The sequence below is a fragment of the Caballeronia sp. SBC1 genome, assembly GCF_011493005.1.
Lineage (GTDB): Bacteria > Pseudomonadota > Gammaproteobacteria > Burkholderiales > Burkholderiaceae > Caballeronia.
Genome location: NZ_CP049157.1, coordinates 595721 through 613546, shown reverse-complemented (window position 1 = coordinate 613546; position 17826 = coordinate 595721). Strand labels below are relative to the sequence as shown.

Below are 17826 nucleotides of genomic sequence, written 5' to 3'. Positions count from 1 at the left end.
GAATGCGGGAGGAACCTGTGGCGTTTCAGTATGGTGCAATTGCACTTGGCGACAGATAATAGCGGCTACAACAATTTGAGCGCTATTTTTAGGATTACCCATGGAAATCAAAGTCAACTTTCTCGATAAGCTGCGTCTTGAAGCGAAGTTCGACGACTTCACGGTAGTGGCCGACCAGCCTATCCGTTATAAGGGCGATGGCTCGGCGCCTGGTCCTTTCGATTATTTTCTGGCCTCATCTGCCCTGTGCGCAGCTTACTTTGTGAAGTTGTACTGCGTAAATCGCAATATTCCGACCGAAAATATCCGCCTTTCGCAGAACAATATTGTTGACCCGGAAAACCGGTACCGACAGATCTTCAAGATTCAGGTTGAGTTGCCGCCAGATATCCTGGAAGCAGACCGCCGTGGCATTTTGCGCTTTATCGACCGCTGTACGGTGAAAAAAGTGGTGCAAGCCGGCCCCGAGTTTGTCATCGAAGAGGTAGAGAATCTGGATGCCGACGCTCAGTCCTTACTGATGTTGAAGCCGGCTTCTGACGCCAGCACTTATATTGCGGGCAAGGATCTGCCGTTGGAGCAAACCATCGCCAATATGTCGGGTATTTTGGCGGCCTTGGGCATCAAGATTGAAATCGCTTCGTGGCGCAATCTTGTTCCCAATGTGTGGTCGCTGCATATCCGCGATGCGCACTCGCCGATGTGTTTTACCAATGGTAAAGGAGCGACCAAAGAAAGCGCGTTGGCGTCGGCGTTGGGAGAGTATATCGAGCGACTGAACTGTAACCATTTCTACGCCGGCGCGTTTTGGGGCGAAGACATCGCTAACGAGGCGTTTGTACATTACCCGAACGAGCGCTGGTTCAAGCCTGGCCGTAAGGATGCGCTGCCGGCTGAAATTCTGGATGCGTACTGCCTCGAAATTTATAATCCCGACGGCGAGTTGCATGGCTCGCATTTGTACGACACCAATTCCGGCAATGTGCAGCGCGGTATCTGTTCGCTGCCTTTTGTGCGGCAGTCGGACGGCGAAATGGTGTATTTTCCGTCCAACCTGATCGAAAACCTGTTCGTCAGCAATGGCATGAGTGCCGGTAATACGCTGGCCGAAGCTCAGGTGCAATGTCTGTCCGAAATTTTCGAACGGGCGGTAAAGCGCGAAATTCTGGAAGGTGAAATCACATTGCCTGATGTGCCGCACGAAGTGCTGGCGAAATATCCAGGCATTCTGGCCGGGATTCAGGGGTTGGAAGAGCAGGGCTTTCCGGTGCTGGTAAAGGATGCGTCGCTGGGAGGGGTGTACCCAGTGATGTGTGTCACCTTGATGAACCCGCGTACAGGCGGTGTGTTTGCCTCGTTCGGCGCGCATCCAAGCTTGGAGGTGGCGCTGGAACGTAGTCTGACGGAATTGCTACAGGGCCGCAGTTTTGAGGGCCTGAACGAATTACCTCGGCCTACCTTTGCCAGTGAAGCCGTGACTGAGCCCAATAACTTTGTCGAGCACTTCATCGATTCCAGCGGAATTGTGTCGTGGCGCTTTTTCAGCGCTAAAGCGAATTTCGAGTTTGTTGAGTGGGATTTTTCTGGCCAGGGTGAAAACTCCAATGCCGAGGAAGCCGCAACCTTGTTTGGCATTCTTGAAGACATGGACAAAGAGGTGTACATGGCGGTGTATGACCAGCTGGGCGCCATGGCCTGCCGGATTTTGGTGCCCGGGTATTCGGAAGTTTACCCGGTAGAGGATTTGATCTGGGATAACACCAACAAGGCGCTGCTGTTCCGCGCCGATATTTTGAACTTGCATCGCCTGGACGATGCCGGCCTGGCAGCATTGCTTGAGCGGTTGGATAACAATGAACTGGATGAGCACTCCGATATTGCCACTTTGATCGGCGTCGAGTTTGACGAGAATACGGAATGGGGACAGCTAACTGTTCTCGAGTTGAAGCTGTTGATTAATCTCGCTTTGAAGCAACTTGAGGAGGCACAAGAGCTGGTGGGAGCCTTCCTGCAATACAACGACAACACGGTTGAACGCGGATTGTTTTACCAGGCCTTGAATGTGGTGCTGGAGGTGCTGCTCGATGAAGACCTGGAACTGGACGACTACGCGGTCAACTTCCGTCGCATGTTTGGCGACGCTCGGATGGACGCGGCAATGGGGTCGGTGGACGGCAGCGTGCGGTTCTATGGTTTAACGCCAACGAGTATGAAACTGGAGGGTCTCGATAGGCACCACCGCTTGATCGACAGTTACAAAAAATTGCATAAGGCGCGGGCCGATGTGGCGGCCACAGCGCGTTAGGGTTACGAGTCATGCCGCGAAAAGACCGCAGGGTGCCAGTCGGCGATTCACAAGCCCAATAGGCAAAAACGGCCATGAAGCAGCGTTCGACTGGACGGCTAACCGGACGGTCGAGTGTCTAGTTCGCTAATGGCGACTCACTCCGCCGGTTCGACGTCGGACCGGGAGCGGCCACACGAACGGACACTCGGCGACGCGGGACACATCGTTGAATCGATCTCCACACTTCCCGTCAAATCAGCCTTCACGTAACGGAGAAGAACAGGTGCCGGATCCGACGAACGAACGTAACTCCAGACTCTGGAGGCGAACCTTGTTCCTCAATCCAGGACCGATTGCCAGACCCCTCAATCTTCGCAACGTAACGTTGCATGTCAGCGGCGGCGTCAATTTCAAGTAAAACGGACGGTTTGAAACTCACCATGGCGAGATGATCAAGTGGTGGGTTCAGGATCACTCTGGTCTTTCATGCGATAGCTTTTGCCTTCGATGACGACGGTCTCGGCATGATGGAGGACGCGATCGAGCAACGCGGAGGTCAGCGTGCTGTCGTGGTTGAAGATCTCGGCCCAGTGCTTAAACGCTCGATTTGAACTGAGGATTGTTGCGCCATGCTCGTACCGCTGACTGATGATCTGGAACAGCGCGTCGGCACCCTGTTTATCGATGGGTAAATATCCCAGCTCATCGACGATGAGCACGCGCGGTTTGACGTAGCGGCGCAGTTCACGCTTGAGCCCGCCATGCGCGTATGCGGCGTTCACCGAGTTGATGATATCGACCGCGGTGGCGAAGAGTACAGAGTAGCCGCGCAGACAGGCGGTATGTCCGAGCGCGATACTCAAATGGCTCTTGCCGAGCCCGACGCCACCGAGGAAGATCACGTTGGCTCGCTCTTCGATGAAGTTCAGGCGAAACAGATTCTGGATCTGCAGCCGATTGATCTTGCTGGGCCAATTCCATTCGAATTGATCGAGCGTCTTGAGCACCGGGAAACGGGCGAGCGCGACCCGCCGAGCAATACTGCGATCCTCGCGTTGATGCGCTTCACCTTCGATCAGGTTCGCTAAATAGTCGACATGCGACCAGTGCTGCGCCGCCGCCTCGGTGGCCAACGCCTCGTAATGTTGCAGCACGTAGCCCAGATGTAGTCCCGTGAGCTGCGTGCGCAACGGATCGATGGCGAGTTCGCTCGGGTGCGCGATTGTGGTGTTACGTTGAGCTTTCGTCGTCATGGGGCTGCTCCGGTCCGTAGCGTGAGAGATCCGGTTGCGCGAGTTCGATGTCCAGCAAATCCTGATGGCGGATCAGGTGCAGCGCGCCGGGTTCAGGCAAATCGCGTGCTTTCATCTCGAGGATGTTGGCGATGTACTCGCAACTGAAGGCGTGGAACGAGAGCCCATCCTGCAAGGCGCGCGCGAGGGCCTCGATGCCGTAGATCTCGCTCAGCGCGACGATCTTGCGCATGTGCTGCCGCGCATTGGCACGCCGTTGCTCGAGCCCTTCGTAATAGGCCTGAGCGTGAGGGCCCAGACTCAGGAAGCGCAGCATCAACCGCTGTTCGCGAGCATTGCGGCGTTGTGCGAGGAGTGCCTTCGGATGCTCGGGGTCCTCGATGTCCTGGCGGCGATCGTAGCTGCGGGCATGTCGGGCGATCAGCAAGTTGTCGTGGTAAATGCAGACCCGCTCGGGATAGGCTTTGAGCGTCACGCGCTCGCTTGCGTACTGTGCCGGCACGGAATAATGGTTGGTGTCCAACGCCACGCGAAACTGCTTGGACGCACGTACCGTCACGATGCGTGCAACGTCGTAGGGTAATGGATTGAGCGGTTTCAGATGGGCTTGTTCGGCGGCGAACAGATCGGCGGGTCGCTGATGCGTCTCACCGTGTATGCGCACATTGGCGATGGTGTCGAGCCAGAGTCGGGCCGCAGGGTTGATCGCGCTGAACTCGGATAGCTCGAGCCCGTTGAGGAGATTTTTTTTGACGTAACCAACACCGTTTTCCACCCGGCCTTTCTCGTTGCCCTTGCCGACGTTGCAGGCAACGATGTCGAAACCCCAGTGCCGCGCCGCATCGAGGTAGCGCGGATTGAACACTGGCGCCTCGCCCGCCAGGCGTTGCAGCACGGCGGACTTCAGATTGTCCACCATCACCTTCCTCGGGCAACCATGGATGGCTGCGAACGCGTGCTCATGGCACGCAAGGAAGTGCTCCATCGTCTGCGACACGGTGAATTCCACATACATCAGGCGGCTGTAGCACAACACCATGACGAAGAACGACAGTCGCCGCCGAGTCGAGCCGACGCCAATCGAGCCGTATTCGCCCCAGTCGATTTGCGCGCACTCGCCGGGGGCGAAGGCGAGCTTGAGGAACGCCTGGCGCCGCGGCGGACGAACCTTGTGCACATAGTCGCGCACGATCGTGTAGCCACCGTCAAAGCCAACTTCGCGCAAGCGCTGGAAGATCTGCTGCGCGCTGTACGGATGCCCGTCAAGCCAACGCACCACCTGCGCCTTGAACGGATCAAGTCGGCTGGCGCGTGGGGGCGATTGGCGGGGCCGGTACTGACCGGCCTTGAGCCATTTCGTCACGGTTTGCGGATGCAGCCCGAGCGCGCGCGCCGTTTGCGTAATCGTCAGGTGCTGCCGATCATGGCAATCGCGGATCTTGCAGTACGCCTCATAGTCAAGCATGGCGCTTGCCCAGCGCCGCGTGCAGCCGCTCGAGCTGCGTGGCCACATCCGGGTGGCCACGCGGGGACGCTGCCGACTCAGGAGGCGGCGCATCCAGCGCCAGCACCTGATACAGCGGCCTTTGCCAGGCGATCAAGCCAATACGGATCAGATCGTTGCGGGCCATCTCCAGACGCGCCGGCGCCATCGACAGGCGATGCACCAGCGACGTGTCCGCGTAATAGCTCAGGCCCTGGGCATCGGCGACAGTGACCAGAAACAGGTACAGCGCGGCGGCACACGCGTCACAGCGCTCGATATACCGCTCGCGCACCAGCCGGTGATCGACCCAGCTGAAGTGCGCCGGAATCTGCCGCATCCGCTCAGGGCAGATGACTCGCTTGATCGGCATGCTCGCGCCCCCCGCTCAAGATGTCCTTTCCCAGTTGTAGCAGTCGCCGGGTGCTGCGCGCGATGTCCTCTTGTAACGCACTGTCGGTTAAATGGGCGATCAGCCCAATCAGCACGGCCGGTTGCGCCGATAAGGCCTCTTGTAACGCCTCGCCCACTAAGAATGCGGATTCCTCTTTTATTTCAATGGCTTGCGTGCGGCAGTCATCTTGTAACGCACCGGCCGCTGGTGAGCCTGGATGCCGCCAGTACCCCGGATGCTCGCCACGCCAGCGCTGTACTCGCACGACGTTCTCCGCGCCGCGGAAGTAGTCCTGGTTCTCAGGTAGGGAAAGCCACCGGCGTTGACTGGCCGCCTTGCTCGCCTGACGGCACGCGGCTTGGCAGCAATACCGCTGGTGCCGCACATTGCGCGGATCCGGCCGGAACAACGTCCCGCAACCCAGGCACTTACGCTGTCTTTGGCGTGTCATGGACCGGCCCCTCCCTGGGGCCAGATCATGCGCCGCTGCGCGAGCTAAGCCCACGCAGCGCGCGCGAAGAACAGGCAGGGTCATCAGCACAGCCAAGGAAAAGACCGACGAAGAAGCGACGAAGAACCGAAGAAAAGCCAGGTTCTAGAGAGATGAATTTGGGCAAGAAAATGCAGGAAGAAAAAACACTTTCACGCCGTCAATTTTTGACGACTTTCAGAACGCCGATGACAGTTGCAAGATGTGCCGGCTCTGGGCGCACTCCTTTTTAGCGCGTTCCTCGGAACAATCGATGATGCTGGGCAGGACACGGTCCAATACACATCAAAGGCGGCGGCAATTGTTGGAGGTTGGTATGGAGAATGGATTCCCGAGGCTTCGTGGGCGATCGAACACGCCGGTGAGCTTGGTTCGGCGTGCCTTGTCTGCAACTACACGCCCTACGGTTGCCCGGTTGTTGCCGTTGTAGCTACGGCACCTGCGCGAAGGCAGGTCGGTGACGGCGGAGCCCTGATTGTTGCAGCGCTGTCGTCGCTTGCAGCGCTTGGTTATAGGGAATGCTGCGCCATGGTGACTGTGGGAAACAACGCTTCCGAGCGTCTGTTCCTCAGTCATGGCTTCTCGCCCGACATGGACTGACAGAGTCGCGGCAGGCAGTCTCCGGGCCGGGAGCAACCTTTCAATTTCCCAACTTCAATCGCTGATAGTCCGAAAAGTGGCTGGGTCAACGTAAGAGCACGCTGCTAACATCCGCTCTCCCGTAGCAATCAAAGGGATGAGTGATGAGAACAAGAATCATCCGTAGGGCAGGCGAATCGGATGTGCCGGATCTTACGCAAATCCGGAACGATGCACACGCAATCAAGGTGGCGCACGGCGACTATGCGTGGGGCAAGCAAGGGGACGGATTTTCCGAGAGTTGGGTACGGAACAATGTCTCTGAAAAAGAAGTGTATGTCGTTGAGCTGGAAGGTAATCCGGTCGGAACGTTTTCGCTCGATCTGGACGAGGACAATCACTGGGGACCGCAAGAACCGATCGCCGGTTATGTGCATGGGCTTTCTGTGCGAAACGGCTTTAACGGACGTGGACTCGGGGGCTTCATGCTTGATTGGTGCGCTAACAAGGTGAGCGGCTTGAATCGGCGTTCTGTTCGACTCGACTGCGCAGTCCACAACGCGAGGCTATGCGCCTACTATGAGTCTCTTGGCTTTGTCCGCGTAGGACTGTATCCGGAGCCCGAACCCGGCGGCTATGTCTGGTCGCTGTACGAAAAATTGGTCCCGATACGCAATTGATCCTGCCGTGGTTCTTCAATGACATCATCAACTTTGTTAACCATCGCTAGGTGACCCCTTCACCCGAAGAAGGCGACCGAACCCGGCGGCCGCCGTGGCGCGGGTGAAACTCGTGGTTGCAGCGGATTAGCGATGCGAAATAATGCGTGTGCTGTGTGCGAGGGCGCGCATCCAACATAAGAGTCTCCGGATAGCATGCCTACACGAGGATCATCTGGAATCCAATTTTCGGCAAGGCTCTGCGGCACCAAGCGCCGCAGAGCCCGGTCTCGCCTTACATTGACCATGCACCAGCAAAACCACACGTTGGACTCGCACAATCGTCAGATGCTAGTCAACCCAGAGACAACCGTATCGTGAAGCGAGCGTGGGCTTTCTCCTGCATCCTCACCTTGAGCGCGCTCCTTGGCGGATGCGGCAAGGACGGATCGCGAAACGCTACTCAGGAAGCCGGCGCATCCGCGAGTCAGGCGCCGCTTCAGCCTGGGCAGGCCGCGAGCGGCACACCCGCCGCATCGGGCGCGCAGGAGCGGAGCGCGCCGGCCACCGTCACCAAGGCGCAGTTGCCGGGGGAAGCAGCCGAAACGCTGCGTCTGATCAAAGCGGGCGGCCCTTTCCCTTTTGGCGAGGACGGTGTCTTGTTCCGCAACAGCGCGGCATTGCTGCCGGAACATCCGCGCGGCTATTACCGTGCATACACAGTTCGAACGCCTGGCTCGGCGGATCGCGGGCAGCGCCGCATCGTATGCGGTGGACCGCGCAGGCAGACCCGCGACTGCTACTACACCGACGATTACTACGCCAGTTTCAAACGCATTGCAGAATAACTGAGCCAATTAAAAACGCCCCGGGCCTCCTGTCAGTGTGATCAGGGTTGGGGCGCCTGTCATTCTGCCGACGTCGTCACTTCTCCAGGGCGGCGCAGCATCTTGTCGACTTCGCCCGCGTGCATCTCTTCGACATAGATCATCTGACGGGCGAACTCCTCGAGTGCAACCGAGCGGTCCTCAACCAGCGCGAGCAGTTCGCGATAAAGCTCCAGCGCGAGGTTCTCCGCTCGCAGCGACTCGCGCAGGATCGAAGAGATATCGAATGTGTGGGAGTCCAGGAGGGGGCCGATCTCAAGCGACGGATAAGCGCCCAGAGTGGTGATCCATTCTCCGACCTGTTGTGCGTGCAACAGCGATTCATCGGCCTGCTCGCGCAGCCAGGATCTGATCGGAATGCGTCCGAAGCCGAAAACAAGAAACGAATAGTGTGTATATCTAACGACGCCGGCCAACTCGGATTCGAGAATCCGGTTCAGCACCGCAACAACGTTTTCCTTTTCTATCTCTGCCATTTGGGACCTCCTTTTTATGTCACCGCGACAGACGCAGTCCGCGTTTTCGCCGCTCGTATCACGCCATAGGGCTGGACGGATATTGATTAAATGTAGTCCCGCAGAGCGATCGCGCAAGGCATTAGTTCGGGTTCAATGCGGCGAGCGAGTTGGGCTACCCGTGCATCATCGCGTGTCCAGCCGATGCCACCACCATCAACAATCAGCATGGTGTGCAATCCCGCATCGCACAAAAAAAGTACCCGTCATTGTCTGCAAAAAAAGTGCGGAAATTCTGCCAACAGGCGTAGTCGATCCGCCCCAGTATTCGGTAATCTTGCATGCACGATGTTGGCACGCTCGGGCCTGCCCGGCCTTTCCGCCTACCTGAGACCGGATGGACACCCGTGATCCACGAAATGACCAAGACAGTTCTGCTGATTGTCGCGGCGTTGTTCCCGATCATCAACCCGCCGGCGGCGGCGTTCATCATCCTGAGTCTCACGCCGCACGCGAGCGAGGCGGAGCGCGCGGATCTGGCGCGGCGCATTGCGATAAACAGCTTCGTGATCCTGCTTGCGTCGCTGTCGGTGGGCGCCTACCTGCTGTCGTTTCTCGGGATATCGATTCCGGTGCTGCGCGTGGCGGGCGGAATCATCATCCTCATGGCGGGCTGGAACCTGCTCCAATCCTCCGACGATGACTCCGGCGAGGAAGCGCAATCGGAGCGGGCGTCGCGTCGGGATGTTTCGCTGCGATCGAAGGCGTTCTATCCGCTGACGCTGCCGGTGACGGTCGGTCCCGGGTCGATCTCGGTGGCTATCGCGCTTGGCACCGGTACGCCGCGCAGCGGCCTGCAGCCGTCTCATTTCATTGGCGTGGGCGTGGCGCTCGCGCTGCTGTGCATTGTCATTTACTTGTGTGTGCGCTTCGTGGCGAACGTCCAACGGCTGCTCGGGCCGTCCGGCACGCAGATCGCCATGCGACTCTTCGCGTTCGCGATCTTCTGCATTGGCATGCAGATCCTGTGGCTCGGACTCTCGGAACTGCTCAATTCATTGCATCCGCACTGAACTCTGCGGACGCTGCAACAGGAGCGTCGCGCGCCGGTGAACCACGGCGCCGAGCTGCACCAGGGTAGTGAAGACCGCGACGGTGAGGGCCGCGCTGGCAATGGCGAGCGAGATGTCGAACAGGGTTTGCAGCGTGGCGATCATGACGGATTCCTTTACCTTGTGCCGTAGACGCGTCGTGGGCGTCGTGCGCGTTATATCGATGAGCAGGATTCTGACGGTGCAGAATGAGGGGAAAATGAGCGGTGTGGCGGATCAGAAGCCGACCACGGCGCCGAGCAGCAGCCAGGGCAGCATTTCTTCATACGTAGCAGGGCGTTCACCGGATAGCGCGACCTTCTCGGCCGGCAGGTTGTCGTCCATGCGCAAGGTGGCCTGATCGCTGTTTCTGGTGCTCGAGTCGTGATTGAAGAGCTGGAACATGAGTCATCTCCCGTTGGGTCGTGAAGCGAACCGGTGGTTCGCGTGACTGCATGTTCACAGGCAAGAATGAGCAGACAATGAGCGCGGGGACAGCCTCGCGCTGCGCTTGGTCCTTCAGCCAGAACCGGAATTCGACCGATGAACCCATCGCTTTCGTCCGTTTTCGCGCGCTATTCGTTGAGACCGTCGCTGCGCAACAATCTCATCATTGCGCTGGCCGTGCTGGTCAGCGTGGTCGCCGTTGCGCAGGGCATCAGTACTTATCAGCTCTGCCGCACGGGCATGAGCGCGCTGCTCGACCTGCGCCTGGAGCAGGTCGCCATGCGCATGCGCGGCGATCTCGCCGATGCGATTCCGAGCGCGCCCGCGCGCGGCTCGCAACCATCGCGCGATATTGTGATCACCATTCGTAAGCCCGGGACCGATGTCCCGTTCCGCTCCACCGATCCGTCACTGTCACTGCCCGAAAGCGCCCCGGCAGGATTTTCTTCGGAGCAGGTGAATGGCGAACGCTGGCGAATCTACACGCTGCGCCAGGACGAGAGCTTGATCCAGGTAGCGCAGCGTTCGTCGGTGCGCGACGAGCTCGTGCGCGAAGCCGCGCTCACTACGCTCTGGCCCACGCTGATCCTGTTGCCGCTCGTGCTCTTCGCGGTGGTTGTGATCGTGCGTGGCACGCTGCGGCGGCTGACGCCACTCGGGCAGGCAGCGCAATCCATCGATGCCGCGAATCTGAAACCGCTGCCCGTCGCGGGCGTGCCAAGTGAAGTGCTGCCGTTCGTCGAATCGATCAACCGCATGATCGCGCGCCTCGCGCAAGTGATCGAATCCGAACGAAAGTTCATTGCCGACGCCGCGCACGAACTGCGCACGCCACTTACTGCGCTTCAGTTGCAGGCGGACAATCTGCAGCCGCATATTGTGGCCGGCAACCAGGAGCGGTTTCAGGAGTTGCGCAACGGCATTGCTCGCAGCGGTGCGCTGATCGGGCAGTTGCTGCGGCTCGCGCGCGCGGACGCGCCGCTCGACATCGCGGTCGAACCTTCGGATGTTTCGCCAATCGTGGTCGATGCCGTCTCCGGCGTGCTGCCCATTGCATCGGCGCGGGGTATCGACATTGGCGCGGAGGCCATGCTCGCAGACAAGGTCGCCGCTGCACGGGCAGATGTGGCCATTGCCGTCAAGAATCTGGTGAGCAACGCGGTGCGCTACACCCCGGATGGCGGCACGATCGACCTGCGTATGCGTCGCGAGGCGAACGCACTGTGGATCGAGGTCACGGATACCGGTCCGGGCATTGCCGAGGAGTCGCTGCCGCGTGTCTTCGACCGGTTCTTTCGGGCAAACAGCAACACTCTCGCGGACGTGGAAGGGACCGGGCTCGGCCTGTCGATCGTGAAAGCGATCACGGCGAAGTATGGCGGTCAGGCAGTCATCCAGAACCGCCGCGATGGCTGCTCGGGGATTATTGCTGCGGTCAGTTTTCCGCTGGCGAGTGCGTGAGGGTAGTGGTGAACGGGTTGAAGGCGTGTGCCGCCAAATGCAGAGGCGCTGTGGGAATGGAGTGAGCGCTGAAGCGGCACTGCTTGCTGAGCCTTAGCAAGCGCTGAAACGGCACTGCTGGTCGCGCCTGAGTAAGCGCTGAAGCGCCAACTCAGGCATGGGACCAGAGTAAGGCGCTAAAGCGCCAACTCTGGTCGACACAGGAGGAAGGCATGAGAGTCCTGCTGGTTGAAGACGATCTCCAGATCGGACAAAGCCTGATGCGCGCACTGAAGGACGCGGACTACGCCGTGGACTGGGTGCGCGACGGCGTCGCTGGACGCAAGGCCATGAGCGCGGCCGACTACACCGTGGTGCTGCTGGACATCGGCTTGCCGGGCATGTCAGGCATCGAACTGCTGCGCACCGCGCGCGCGGGCGGCAATCCGGTGCCGGTGCTGATCCTGACCGCGCGTGACGATCTCGATTCGCGCATCGAGGGCCTCGATATTGGCGCCGACGACTATCTGCTCAAGCCCTTCGAAGTCGGCGAGCTGCTGGCCCGGATCCGTGCGGTGCTGCGGCGCAAGGCGGGTTACGCCGTATCCCGGCTCGGCGATGACACCCTAAGCCTGAATCTCGACCAGCGCACGCTGACCTTCGGCGACAAGGCCAGCGCGCTGTCCGCGCGCGAATTTGCGCTGATGCACGCGCTGCTCGAACATCCGGGAACGATCTTCTCGCGTGGGCAGATCGAGGACAAGCTGTACGGCTGGGGCAAGGAAGTGGAGAGCAATGCCGTCGATGTGCTGATCCATTCAGTGCGCAAGAAATTCGGCCAGGGCGTGATCCGCAATGTGCGCGGACTCGGCTGGACAGTCATGCTCGGCGCGCCGGCCGAGCGCAAACCCTCCGACGACTGAGCGAGGCCATGGAAATCGTCCGCGTCTCGAAACTTCTGCTCGTGATGGCGATGGCGCTGCTCGCGTCGCTCGTAAGCTTCGGTAACCTGACTGATTACGGGACCAATCTTGCGTTCGTGCAGCATGTGTTCCTCATGGACACGACCTTCCCGGGCAACCCGAACCGGTATCGCGCGATTACATCGCCCGTCGTGCAGAACGCGGGTTACATGCTGATTATTGCGCTCGAAACCGCGACCGCCGTGTGCTGTTGGATCGGCGCCTTCAACATCTGGCGCGCGCGCCGGGCGAGTGGACAAGCGTTCAGTCATGCGAAACAAATGGCGATTGCGGGGCTCACGCTCGGCTTCCTCACGTGGCAGGTCGCGTTCATGTCGATTGGCGGCGAATGGTTTGACATGTGGATGTCGACGACGTGGAACGGAGAGGAAAGTGCGTTCCGGTTCTTTGCGACCTTTGCACTCGTGTTGATCTTCGTGAGTCTTCGCAATGACGATACGGCTGCATAAGTTCAGCAAGATCGCGCTGGCGCCGGCAATGTTGCTGCTTTTCGCCTCTTTGCCCGCCATGGCTGCAGAGCTGCTGGTCGATACGGGCACGCCCGCCACGCTCACGACCGAAACCTTGTTGGCCATGCCCGATGCCGCGACAATCCAGGTCCCGGGCGACGTCACCTATCATCGCACGATGACCTATCGAGCCGTGCCCTTGCGCTCGCTGCCGGGCGTGCGAACATTGCCCGCCGATGCCGAACTGCAGATCACTGCAACCGATGGTTTCGTCACCAACTTGCCTGCGGCGCTCGTGCGCGGCGGTAGTGGTCACGGCGCGACGCCGTGGCTCGCGATCGAACCGCTTGACAAGCCTTGGCCGCGGACATCGAAGGGAACTGATATCGGCCCGTTCTATCTCGTCTGGATCAATCCAGATGCATCGGGTGTGATGAGCGAACAGTGGCCGTATCAGATCAATGCCATCCGTACGGTGGTCTCGCGCGCGGCGAAGTGGCCGCAAATTGCCGTGGATGACAGGGTGCCGGCGAACTCACCGGTTCGCCGTGGACAGGCACTCTTTGCCACGCAGTGCATGGTTTGCCATCGCATGAACGGCGCGGGCGACGCAGCGGTCGGCCCGGACCTGAACCTGCCGCGTAATCCGACCGAGTACTTCCAGGCGTGGGCGCTAAGGGCTTATATTCGCGATCCGAAATCAATCCGGGAATGGTCTGGCATGAAGATGCCAGGCTTCGACAAGACCCGCCTTAGCGATCCAGACCTCGACGCGATCATCGCTTATCTGGGCTACATGGCGCATAGGCGTAAGTAGCGACGCGCACGATGAGAACGTACGGAGACTCTCGGGCGTGCAGGAAGGTGCCTCTCGTGTTCAAATTCAGCTTTCACGGAGGCACATATGGTCGCTGAACGTCAACAAAACGGTAACCGTAACGGTGGCGCGGTCAAACGGTACGCGGTTCGAGACTTTTTCCGCAGACCAGACAAGCACGCGTTCACAATCGCGCCTGATGGACGGCACCTGTCCTTTCTTGCGCGGTGCTCCGGCCGCCAGAATATCTTCGTGCAAGCGATCGATACTGACGGCGCTCCCATAGGCGAGCCGCACGCCTTGACCAACGAGACGGAACGCGACGTGCCTGGGCAAGCATGGAAGGGCAACGATCAGATCCTGTTCGTGAAAGATTTTGGAGGCGACGAAAACTTCCACGTGCTTTCGGTCCCCATCAACGGTGGCGAGCCGCGCGATCTGACGCCGTTTGATGGCGTCAAGGCCAGTATTGTCGATGACCTCAGGGACGACGACCGCCACGTGTTGATCCAGATGAATCGTCGCGATCCGCAGGTCTTTGACGTTTTTCGTGTTGACGTCATGACCGGAGAACTGACGCCGCTCGCTGAGAATCCGGGCAATGTCATGGGCTGGATGACGGATCACGAAGGGCGCTTGCGCGTCGCGACCGCGTCCGATGGTGTCAATCAGACGCTGCTCTACCGCGACGTCGAGACAGAGCCTTTCCGGGCCGTTCTGACGACGGACTTCCGTGAAGCTGTCTCACCCTTGTTCTTTACGTTCGATGACAAACGGCTGTACGTTTTATCGAATCGAAGGCGCGACAAAGCCGCAATTTTCGAATTCGATCCGCAGACGGGCGAAGAGGGAGCGTTGCTGTTTGAGACCACGCATGTCGACGTGAGCGAGCTCGTGTATTCGAAAAAGCGGCGCGTGCTGACAGCCGCCTTATATATCGACGATCGGGTTCGTCGCCATTTCTTCGATAACTGGGCTCGAGACGTCAGGGCCGATCTTGAGCGGCAGTTGCCGGATCAGGAAATTAGCATAGTGAGCATCACGCGCGACGAGTCGCGCGCGATCGTGCGTGCCGCAAGCGATCGGTCGGCCGGCTCAGTGTGGATCTACGACATCGATCGCCGGCGCTTGGCCAAGCTTGCCGACATGATGCCCTGGCTCGATCGTGCCGATATGGCGCCCATGCTGCCGATTCGCTTTAAGGCACGCGATGGCTTGCAACTCAGCGGATACCTGACGTTGCCCGGGGGATTCGAGCTTGGGCAGGATTTTGCCGAGCCCTTGCCCTTGGTCGTCAATCCGCATGGCGGTCCTTGGGCAAGAGACATGTGGGGATTCAATGTCGAAGCGCAGCTGCTTGCGAACCGCGGCTATGCGGTGCTACAGGTCAATTTCCGGGGCTCGACGGGATATGGACGGGCTTTCTGGGAAGCCAGCTTCGGGCAATGGGGTCGCGCCATGCAGAATGATATTGACGATGGCGTCGACTGGCTCGTATCCCAAGGGATTGTCGATCCGGCGCGCGTCGGGATATACGGCGTAAGTTATGGTGGCTACGCGACACTGGCGGGCGTTGCGTTTTCGCCGGATCGATACGCGGCTGCCGTCGACTACGTCGGTGTATCGAACCTCTTCACTTTTCTCGAATCGATTCCTCCGTATTGGAAACCGCTGCTCGACATGTTCTACGAGATGATCGGCAACCCGCAGACCGAAGAGGGCAAGCGGGCACTGCACGATGCGTCGCCACTGTTCTTCGTGGACCGGATCGTGACTCCGCTCCTGGTCGCGCAAGGCGCCAACGATCCGCGAGTCAAACAGGTTGAGAGCGATCAGATCGTGGAGGCTTTGCGTGCGCGCGGCGTCGATGTCAAATACATGCTAAAGGAAAACGAAGGGCACGGCTTTCGCAATGAAGAGAACCAGTTCGAGTTCTATGAAGCAATGGACGTGTTTCTTGCCGAACATCTCGGCGGAGCTGCAGGCAGCGAGCATGCAGGGCGTTGATAGTTGAGAGCGTACACAACGAAGGTATCGTTATCCCGCAGACACTTGGCCCATTCAGCGCGGCCGATGTGACGGCTGCGGCAAGGGCGCGTCGCCGTTTATCGACTGGCTGCCCAGTGGGATATCTGAATCGCCGTTGCCCTGCTATGCGGGCTTGTTTTCAAACCGTGCCTTGCGACTTACAGATAATGGTGCGCAGCGAAACAATGGCAAACGCTATTGCAATAGCACACGCGCGGCCAACGCTGGTTCGGACCCAAACGAGAAAGAAGCCCAATGCGCTTGACCCTCACGTAACGTAAGGTTCTAGCCTTTGTCGTGCGCACTGAACGGAGGCATGCATGCTTTTGAAAGTAGGGGAATTGGCGAAGAAGAGCGGACTGACCGTCCGCGCGTTGCATCACTACGACGCTATCGGCCTGCTCACGCCCTCGGCGCGCGCCGACAACGGCTACCGGCTGTACAACCGCGACGACATAGCCCGGCTCCATCGGATTCAGGCGTTGCGCGGTTTTGGTCTCACGCTGGCCGACATCGGCGCTTATCTGACCCAGCCCGATAAACCTCTTTCCGACATCATCGCGCGTCAAATTGCCATGCTCGACGTGGAGATCGGTCCATTTTTCCACATCGCCGTTAGCGGGGATAAAGAGCTCACGATGGATCAACATGACGCGTCAGAAAGCACCGAACCCGGGCAACACATTCCGTTCATCACGCACGGATCGTATCCGAGGCGGGGAGGGAATCGGGTCTGGCCTCTGGTTGATAGCGGCCCCGCTTTTCGCCGGATTTGCGAAGCCGTGGAGCTGGCGCAGCACAGCGTCTGGGTCACGGTCACATTCGTGGCCACGGACTTCCAGATGCCGGACGGACGCGGCTCGATTTTCGACGTCCTGGACCGCGCGGTCGAACGAGGCCTGGACGTCCGTGTGATTTTCTGGCGGCCCAACCCCGAGAGCAGCGGATACGGGCAGACCTTCGCCGGCACGAGCACGGACTTCGACCTGCTTGCCGCACGCGGCTCGCGTTTTCTCGCACGCTGGGATCGTGCTCCTCTCGCCTATTGTCATCATCAGAAAAGCTGGCTGGTCGACGCAGGCAGGTCGTCGGAAACGGCTTTTGTCGGCGGGATCAATCCAACTTTTGCGGCCGTCGAACCGGGACACATGGGTGAGGGGCAACGTCACGACATCTATGTCGAGATCACGGGCCCATCCGCTAGCGACGTGCATCACAATTTCGTGCAGCGATGGAACGAGGCCAGCGAGCGGAACATGGCCTTGGGAGTGTGGGCGCATGGCAGCGATGAGCGCTTACCCTTCCCAACGGACCTATCCGAAGCACGAGGCAACACCGTCGTGCAGATTCAACGCAACGTGCATGCGGGTTGTTATAGCGACCCTCATGCGGCGCCTGGATGCGCTCCGTATCAAATCGACATCGCCAGCGGCGAGCGGTCGATCACCGGTCAATACTTGCTGGCGATCAATGCGGCCCGCCGCTCTATCTATCTCGAGAATCAAGCGCTCCCTGTGCCGGAGATTGCGTATGCGCTCGAGGAGGCGCTCAAACGAGGCGTGCATGTAGTGCTTTTGGTACCGGGCGAACCGGAGGAATATGTGAGCCTGTGGCGCCAACGTCCCGAGCGCAAGCCGTTTTTCGACCGGCTGGAAGTGCTCGGTCAATACGAGCATTTCGTGCTGACGGGCATAGCCGGGAAGACGCGATCCGGCGACCGGGCATACGTCTACGTTCACGCGAAGATCATGCTGGTCGATGACGTATGGGCGACGATTGGCTCATGCAACCTGCATGCGAATTCCCTGTTCGGGCACAGCGAGATGAATGCAGCGGTGTGGGATCGTGACGTGGTGCGAGCATTGCGCTGTCAGCTTCTGCTTGAGCATCTGGGGCAGGATACTGAGCATCTGGACGACCAGTGGGCGATGCAGCTTTATCAACGTATCGCTCGCGAAAACGCGGCCCGATGGGAGGTCGGTGATGTCGACTGGCAAGGTCTCGCATGCAGCCTGAATCCCGCGACGTATGGTGAATCGAAGGCGCGCTAGATGACGCCAGCGCTGCGCTTCACGATCCCAGGC

The 17826-nt window shown here is 59.4% G+C and carries 18 protein-coding genes and 1 pseudogene; 12 read left to right on the top strand and 7 right to left on the bottom strand.

What is annotated here, in order from left to right:
* Window positions 1-100: 100 nt before the first annotated feature.
* Window positions 101-2305 (top strand): OsmC domain/YcaO domain-containing protein, encoded by a 2205-nt coding sequence (locus tag SBC1_RS20765; protein ID WP_165097069.1) that lies wholly within the window; start codon window positions 101-103, stop codon window positions 2303-2305.
* A 434-nt stretch (window positions 2306-2739) separates the two neighbouring features.
* Here SBC1_RS20765 and istB read toward each other — a convergent pair whose 3' ends face one another.
* From istB to SBC1_RS20745, 4 genes are read right to left on the bottom strand one after another with little or no spacing between them, the layout of a single operon-like run.
* Window positions 2740-3540 (bottom strand): IS21-like element helper ATPase IstB, encoded by an 801-nt coding sequence (istB, locus tag SBC1_RS20760; protein WP_165097072.1) that lies wholly within the window; start codon window positions 3538-3540, stop codon window positions 2740-2742.
* Window positions 3518-5005 (bottom strand): IS21 family transposase, encoded by a 1488-nt coding sequence (gene istA / locus SBC1_RS20755; protein ID WP_165097075.1) that lies wholly within the window; start codon window positions 5003-5005, stop codon window positions 3518-3520. The genes istB and istA overlap by 23 nt, the downstream gene beginning before the upstream one ends.
* A complete protein-coding gene (locus tag SBC1_RS20750; RefSeq protein WP_147408238.1) occupies window positions 4998-5396 on the bottom strand; it encodes a hypothetical protein in 399 nt (132 codons plus the stop codon). The genes istA and SBC1_RS20750 overlap by 8 nt, the downstream gene beginning before the upstream one ends.
* On the bottom strand, window positions 5368-5868 hold the full coding sequence (locus tag SBC1_RS20745) for a hypothetical protein (RefSeq protein ID WP_165097078.1): 501 nt from the start codon (window positions 5866-5868) through the stop codon (window positions 5368-5370). The genes SBC1_RS20750 and SBC1_RS20745 overlap by 29 nt, the downstream gene beginning before the upstream one ends.
* A gap of 234 nt (window positions 5869-6102) precedes the next feature.
* Here SBC1_RS20745 and SBC1_RS20740 point away from each other — a divergent pair, with 234 nt between their 5' ends.
* From SBC1_RS20740 to SBC1_RS20730, 3 genes are all read left to right on the top strand, one after another.
* The gene (locus SBC1_RS20740) at window positions 6103-6507 is read left to right on the top strand and encodes a hypothetical protein (protein WP_165097081.1); all 405 of its coding nucleotides are present in this window, start codon (window positions 6103-6105) and stop codon (window positions 6505-6507) included.
* A 182-nt stretch (window positions 6508-6689) separates the two neighbouring features.
* A complete protein-coding gene (locus SBC1_RS20735) occupies window positions 6690-7166 on the top strand; it encodes a GNAT family N-acetyltransferase (RefSeq protein ID WP_243830310.1) in 477 nt (158 codons plus the stop codon).
* Window positions 7167-7522: 356 nt separating this feature from the next.
* A complete protein-coding gene (locus tag SBC1_RS20730) occupies window positions 7523-7993 on the top strand; it encodes a ribonuclease (RefSeq protein WP_165097088.1) in 471 nt (156 codons plus the stop codon).
* A 59-nt stretch (window positions 7994-8052) separates the two neighbouring features.
* Here the strand turns inward: SBC1_RS20730 and SBC1_RS20725 are convergent, their stop codons facing one another.
* Window positions 8053-8508: a bacterioferritin gene (locus SBC1_RS20725; RefSeq protein ID WP_165097091.1), complete on the bottom strand. Its 456-nt coding sequence runs from the start codon at window positions 8506-8508 to the stop codon at window positions 8053-8055.
* Between the two features lie 398 nt (window positions 8509-8906).
* Here SBC1_RS20725 and SBC1_RS20720 point away from each other — a divergent pair, with 398 nt between their 5' ends.
* Entirely contained in the window at window positions 8907-9560 is a 654-nt protein-coding gene (locus SBC1_RS20720; protein ID WP_165097096.1) for a MarC family protein, read from the top strand.
* Here SBC1_RS20720 and SBC1_RS20715 read toward each other — a convergent pair.
* A complete protein-coding gene (locus tag SBC1_RS20715) occupies window positions 9543-9704 on the bottom strand; it encodes a hypothetical protein (RefSeq protein WP_165097100.1) in 162 nt (53 codons plus the stop codon). The two genes, SBC1_RS20720 and SBC1_RS20715, sit on opposite strands and share 18 nt — an antisense overlap.
* A gap of 111 nt (window positions 9705-9815) precedes the next feature.
* The gene (locus SBC1_RS20710; RefSeq protein WP_165097103.1) at window positions 9816-9983 is read right to left on the bottom strand and encodes a hypothetical protein; all 168 of its coding nucleotides are present in this window, start codon (window positions 9981-9983) and stop codon (window positions 9816-9818) included.
* Between the two features lie 138 nt (window positions 9984-10121).
* Between SBC1_RS20710 and SBC1_RS20705 the strand changes: the two genes are divergently transcribed.
* The 7 genes and pseudogenes from SBC1_RS20705 (at window position 10122) to SBC1_RS40635 (ending at window position 17793) form a co-directional block, all read left to right on the top strand.
* Window positions 10122-11486 carry an ATP-binding protein gene (locus SBC1_RS20705; protein ID WP_241202136.1) on the top strand — a complete coding sequence of 455 codons (1365 nt, stop codon included), beginning with the start codon at window positions 10122-10124 and terminating at the stop codon, window positions 11484-11486.
* Window positions 11487-11698: 212 nt separating this feature from the next.
* Window positions 11699-12388 carry a response regulator transcription factor gene (locus SBC1_RS20700; protein WP_165097106.1) on the top strand — a complete coding sequence of 230 codons (690 nt, stop codon included), beginning with the start codon at window positions 11699-11701 and terminating at the stop codon, window positions 12386-12388.
* Window positions 12389-12396: 8 nt separating this feature from the next.
* Window positions 12397-12897 carry a DUF2165 family protein gene (locus SBC1_RS20695; protein ID WP_165097109.1) on the top strand — a complete coding sequence of 167 codons (501 nt, stop codon included), beginning with the start codon at window positions 12397-12399 and terminating at the stop codon, window positions 12895-12897.
* Window positions 12878-13714, top strand: a complete 837-nt coding sequence (locus SBC1_RS20690) for a cytochrome c (RefSeq protein ID WP_165097112.1) — start codon at window positions 12878-12880, stop codon at window positions 13712-13714. Before SBC1_RS20695 ends, SBC1_RS20690 begins: the two co-directional genes overlap by 20 nt.
* A 252-nt stretch (window positions 13715-13966) precedes the next feature.
* Window positions 13967-15721 carry a S9 family peptidase gene (locus tag SBC1_RS20685; RefSeq protein WP_243830309.1) on the top strand — a complete coding sequence of 585 codons (1755 nt, stop codon included), beginning with the start codon at window positions 13967-13969 and terminating at the stop codon, window positions 15719-15721.
* 341 nt (window positions 15722-16062) lie between these two features.
* Window positions 16063-16335 (top strand): annotated as a pseudogene (locus SBC1_RS39975) (MerR family transcriptional regulator); the annotation flags it as partial.
* Window positions 16318-17793, top strand: coding sequence for a phosphatidylserine/phosphatidylglycerophosphate/cardiolipin synthase family protein (locus SBC1_RS40635; protein WP_371826762.1), 1476 nt, complete (start codon window positions 16318-16320; stop codon window positions 17791-17793). The pseudogene SBC1_RS39975 and the gene SBC1_RS40635, both read left to right, overlap by 18 nt.
* The last annotated feature ends 33 nt before the right edge of the window (window positions 17794-17826 follow it).

Excerpts from the sequence above, each read along its gene's own strand:
- SBC1_RS20695 (WP_165097109.1), top strand. The coding sequence starts at position 12,397 with ATGGAAATCGTCCGCGTCTCGAAACTTCTGCTCGTGATGGCGATGGCG.
- istB (WP_165097072.1), bottom strand. The coding sequence starts at position 3,540 with ATGACGACGAAAGCTCAACGTAACACCACAATCGCGCACCCGAGCGAA.
- SBC1_RS40635 (WP_371826762.1), top strand. The coding sequence starts at position 16,318 with ATGCTCGACGTGGAGATCGGTCCATTTTTCCACATCGCCGTTAGCGGG.
- SBC1_RS20720 (WP_165097096.1), top strand. The coding sequence starts at position 8,907 with ATGACCAAGACAGTTCTGCTGATTGTCGCGGCGTTGTTCCCGATCATC.
- SBC1_RS20725 (WP_165097091.1), bottom strand. The coding sequence starts at position 8,508 with ATGGCAGAGATAGAAAAGGAAAACGTTGTTGCGGTGCTGAACCGGATT.
- SBC1_RS20700 (WP_165097106.1), top strand. The coding sequence starts at position 11,699 with ATGAGAGTCCTGCTGGTTGAAGACGATCTCCAGATCGGACAAAGCCTG.
- SBC1_RS20745 (WP_165097078.1), bottom strand. The coding sequence starts at position 5,868 with ATGACACGCCAAAGACAGCGTAAGTGCCTGGGTTGCGGGACGTTGTTC.
- SBC1_RS20710 (WP_165097103.1), bottom strand. The coding sequence starts at position 9,983 with ATGTTCCAGCTCTTCAATCACGACTCGAGCACCAGAAACAGCGATCAG.
- SBC1_RS20690 (WP_165097112.1), top strand. The coding sequence starts at position 12,878 with ATGACGATACGGCTGCATAAGTTCAGCAAGATCGCGCTGGCGCCGGCA.
- SBC1_RS20705 (WP_241202136.1), top strand. The coding sequence starts at position 10,122 with ATGAACCCATCGCTTTCGTCCGTTTTCGCGCGCTATTCGTTGAGACCG.
- istA (WP_165097075.1), bottom strand. The coding sequence starts at position 5,005 with ATGCTTGACTATGAGGCGTACTGCAAGATCCGCGATTGCCATGATCGG.
- SBC1_RS20750 (WP_147408238.1), bottom strand. The coding sequence starts at position 5,396 with ATGCCGATCAAGCGAGTCATCTGCCCTGAGCGGATGCGGCAGATTCCG.
- SBC1_RS20715 (WP_165097100.1), bottom strand. The coding sequence starts at position 9,704 with ATGATCGCCACGCTGCAAACCCTGTTCGACATCTCGCTCGCCATTGCC.
- SBC1_RS20765 (WP_165097069.1), top strand. The coding sequence starts at position 101 with ATGGAAATCAAAGTCAACTTTCTCGATAAGCTGCGTCTTGAAGCGAAG.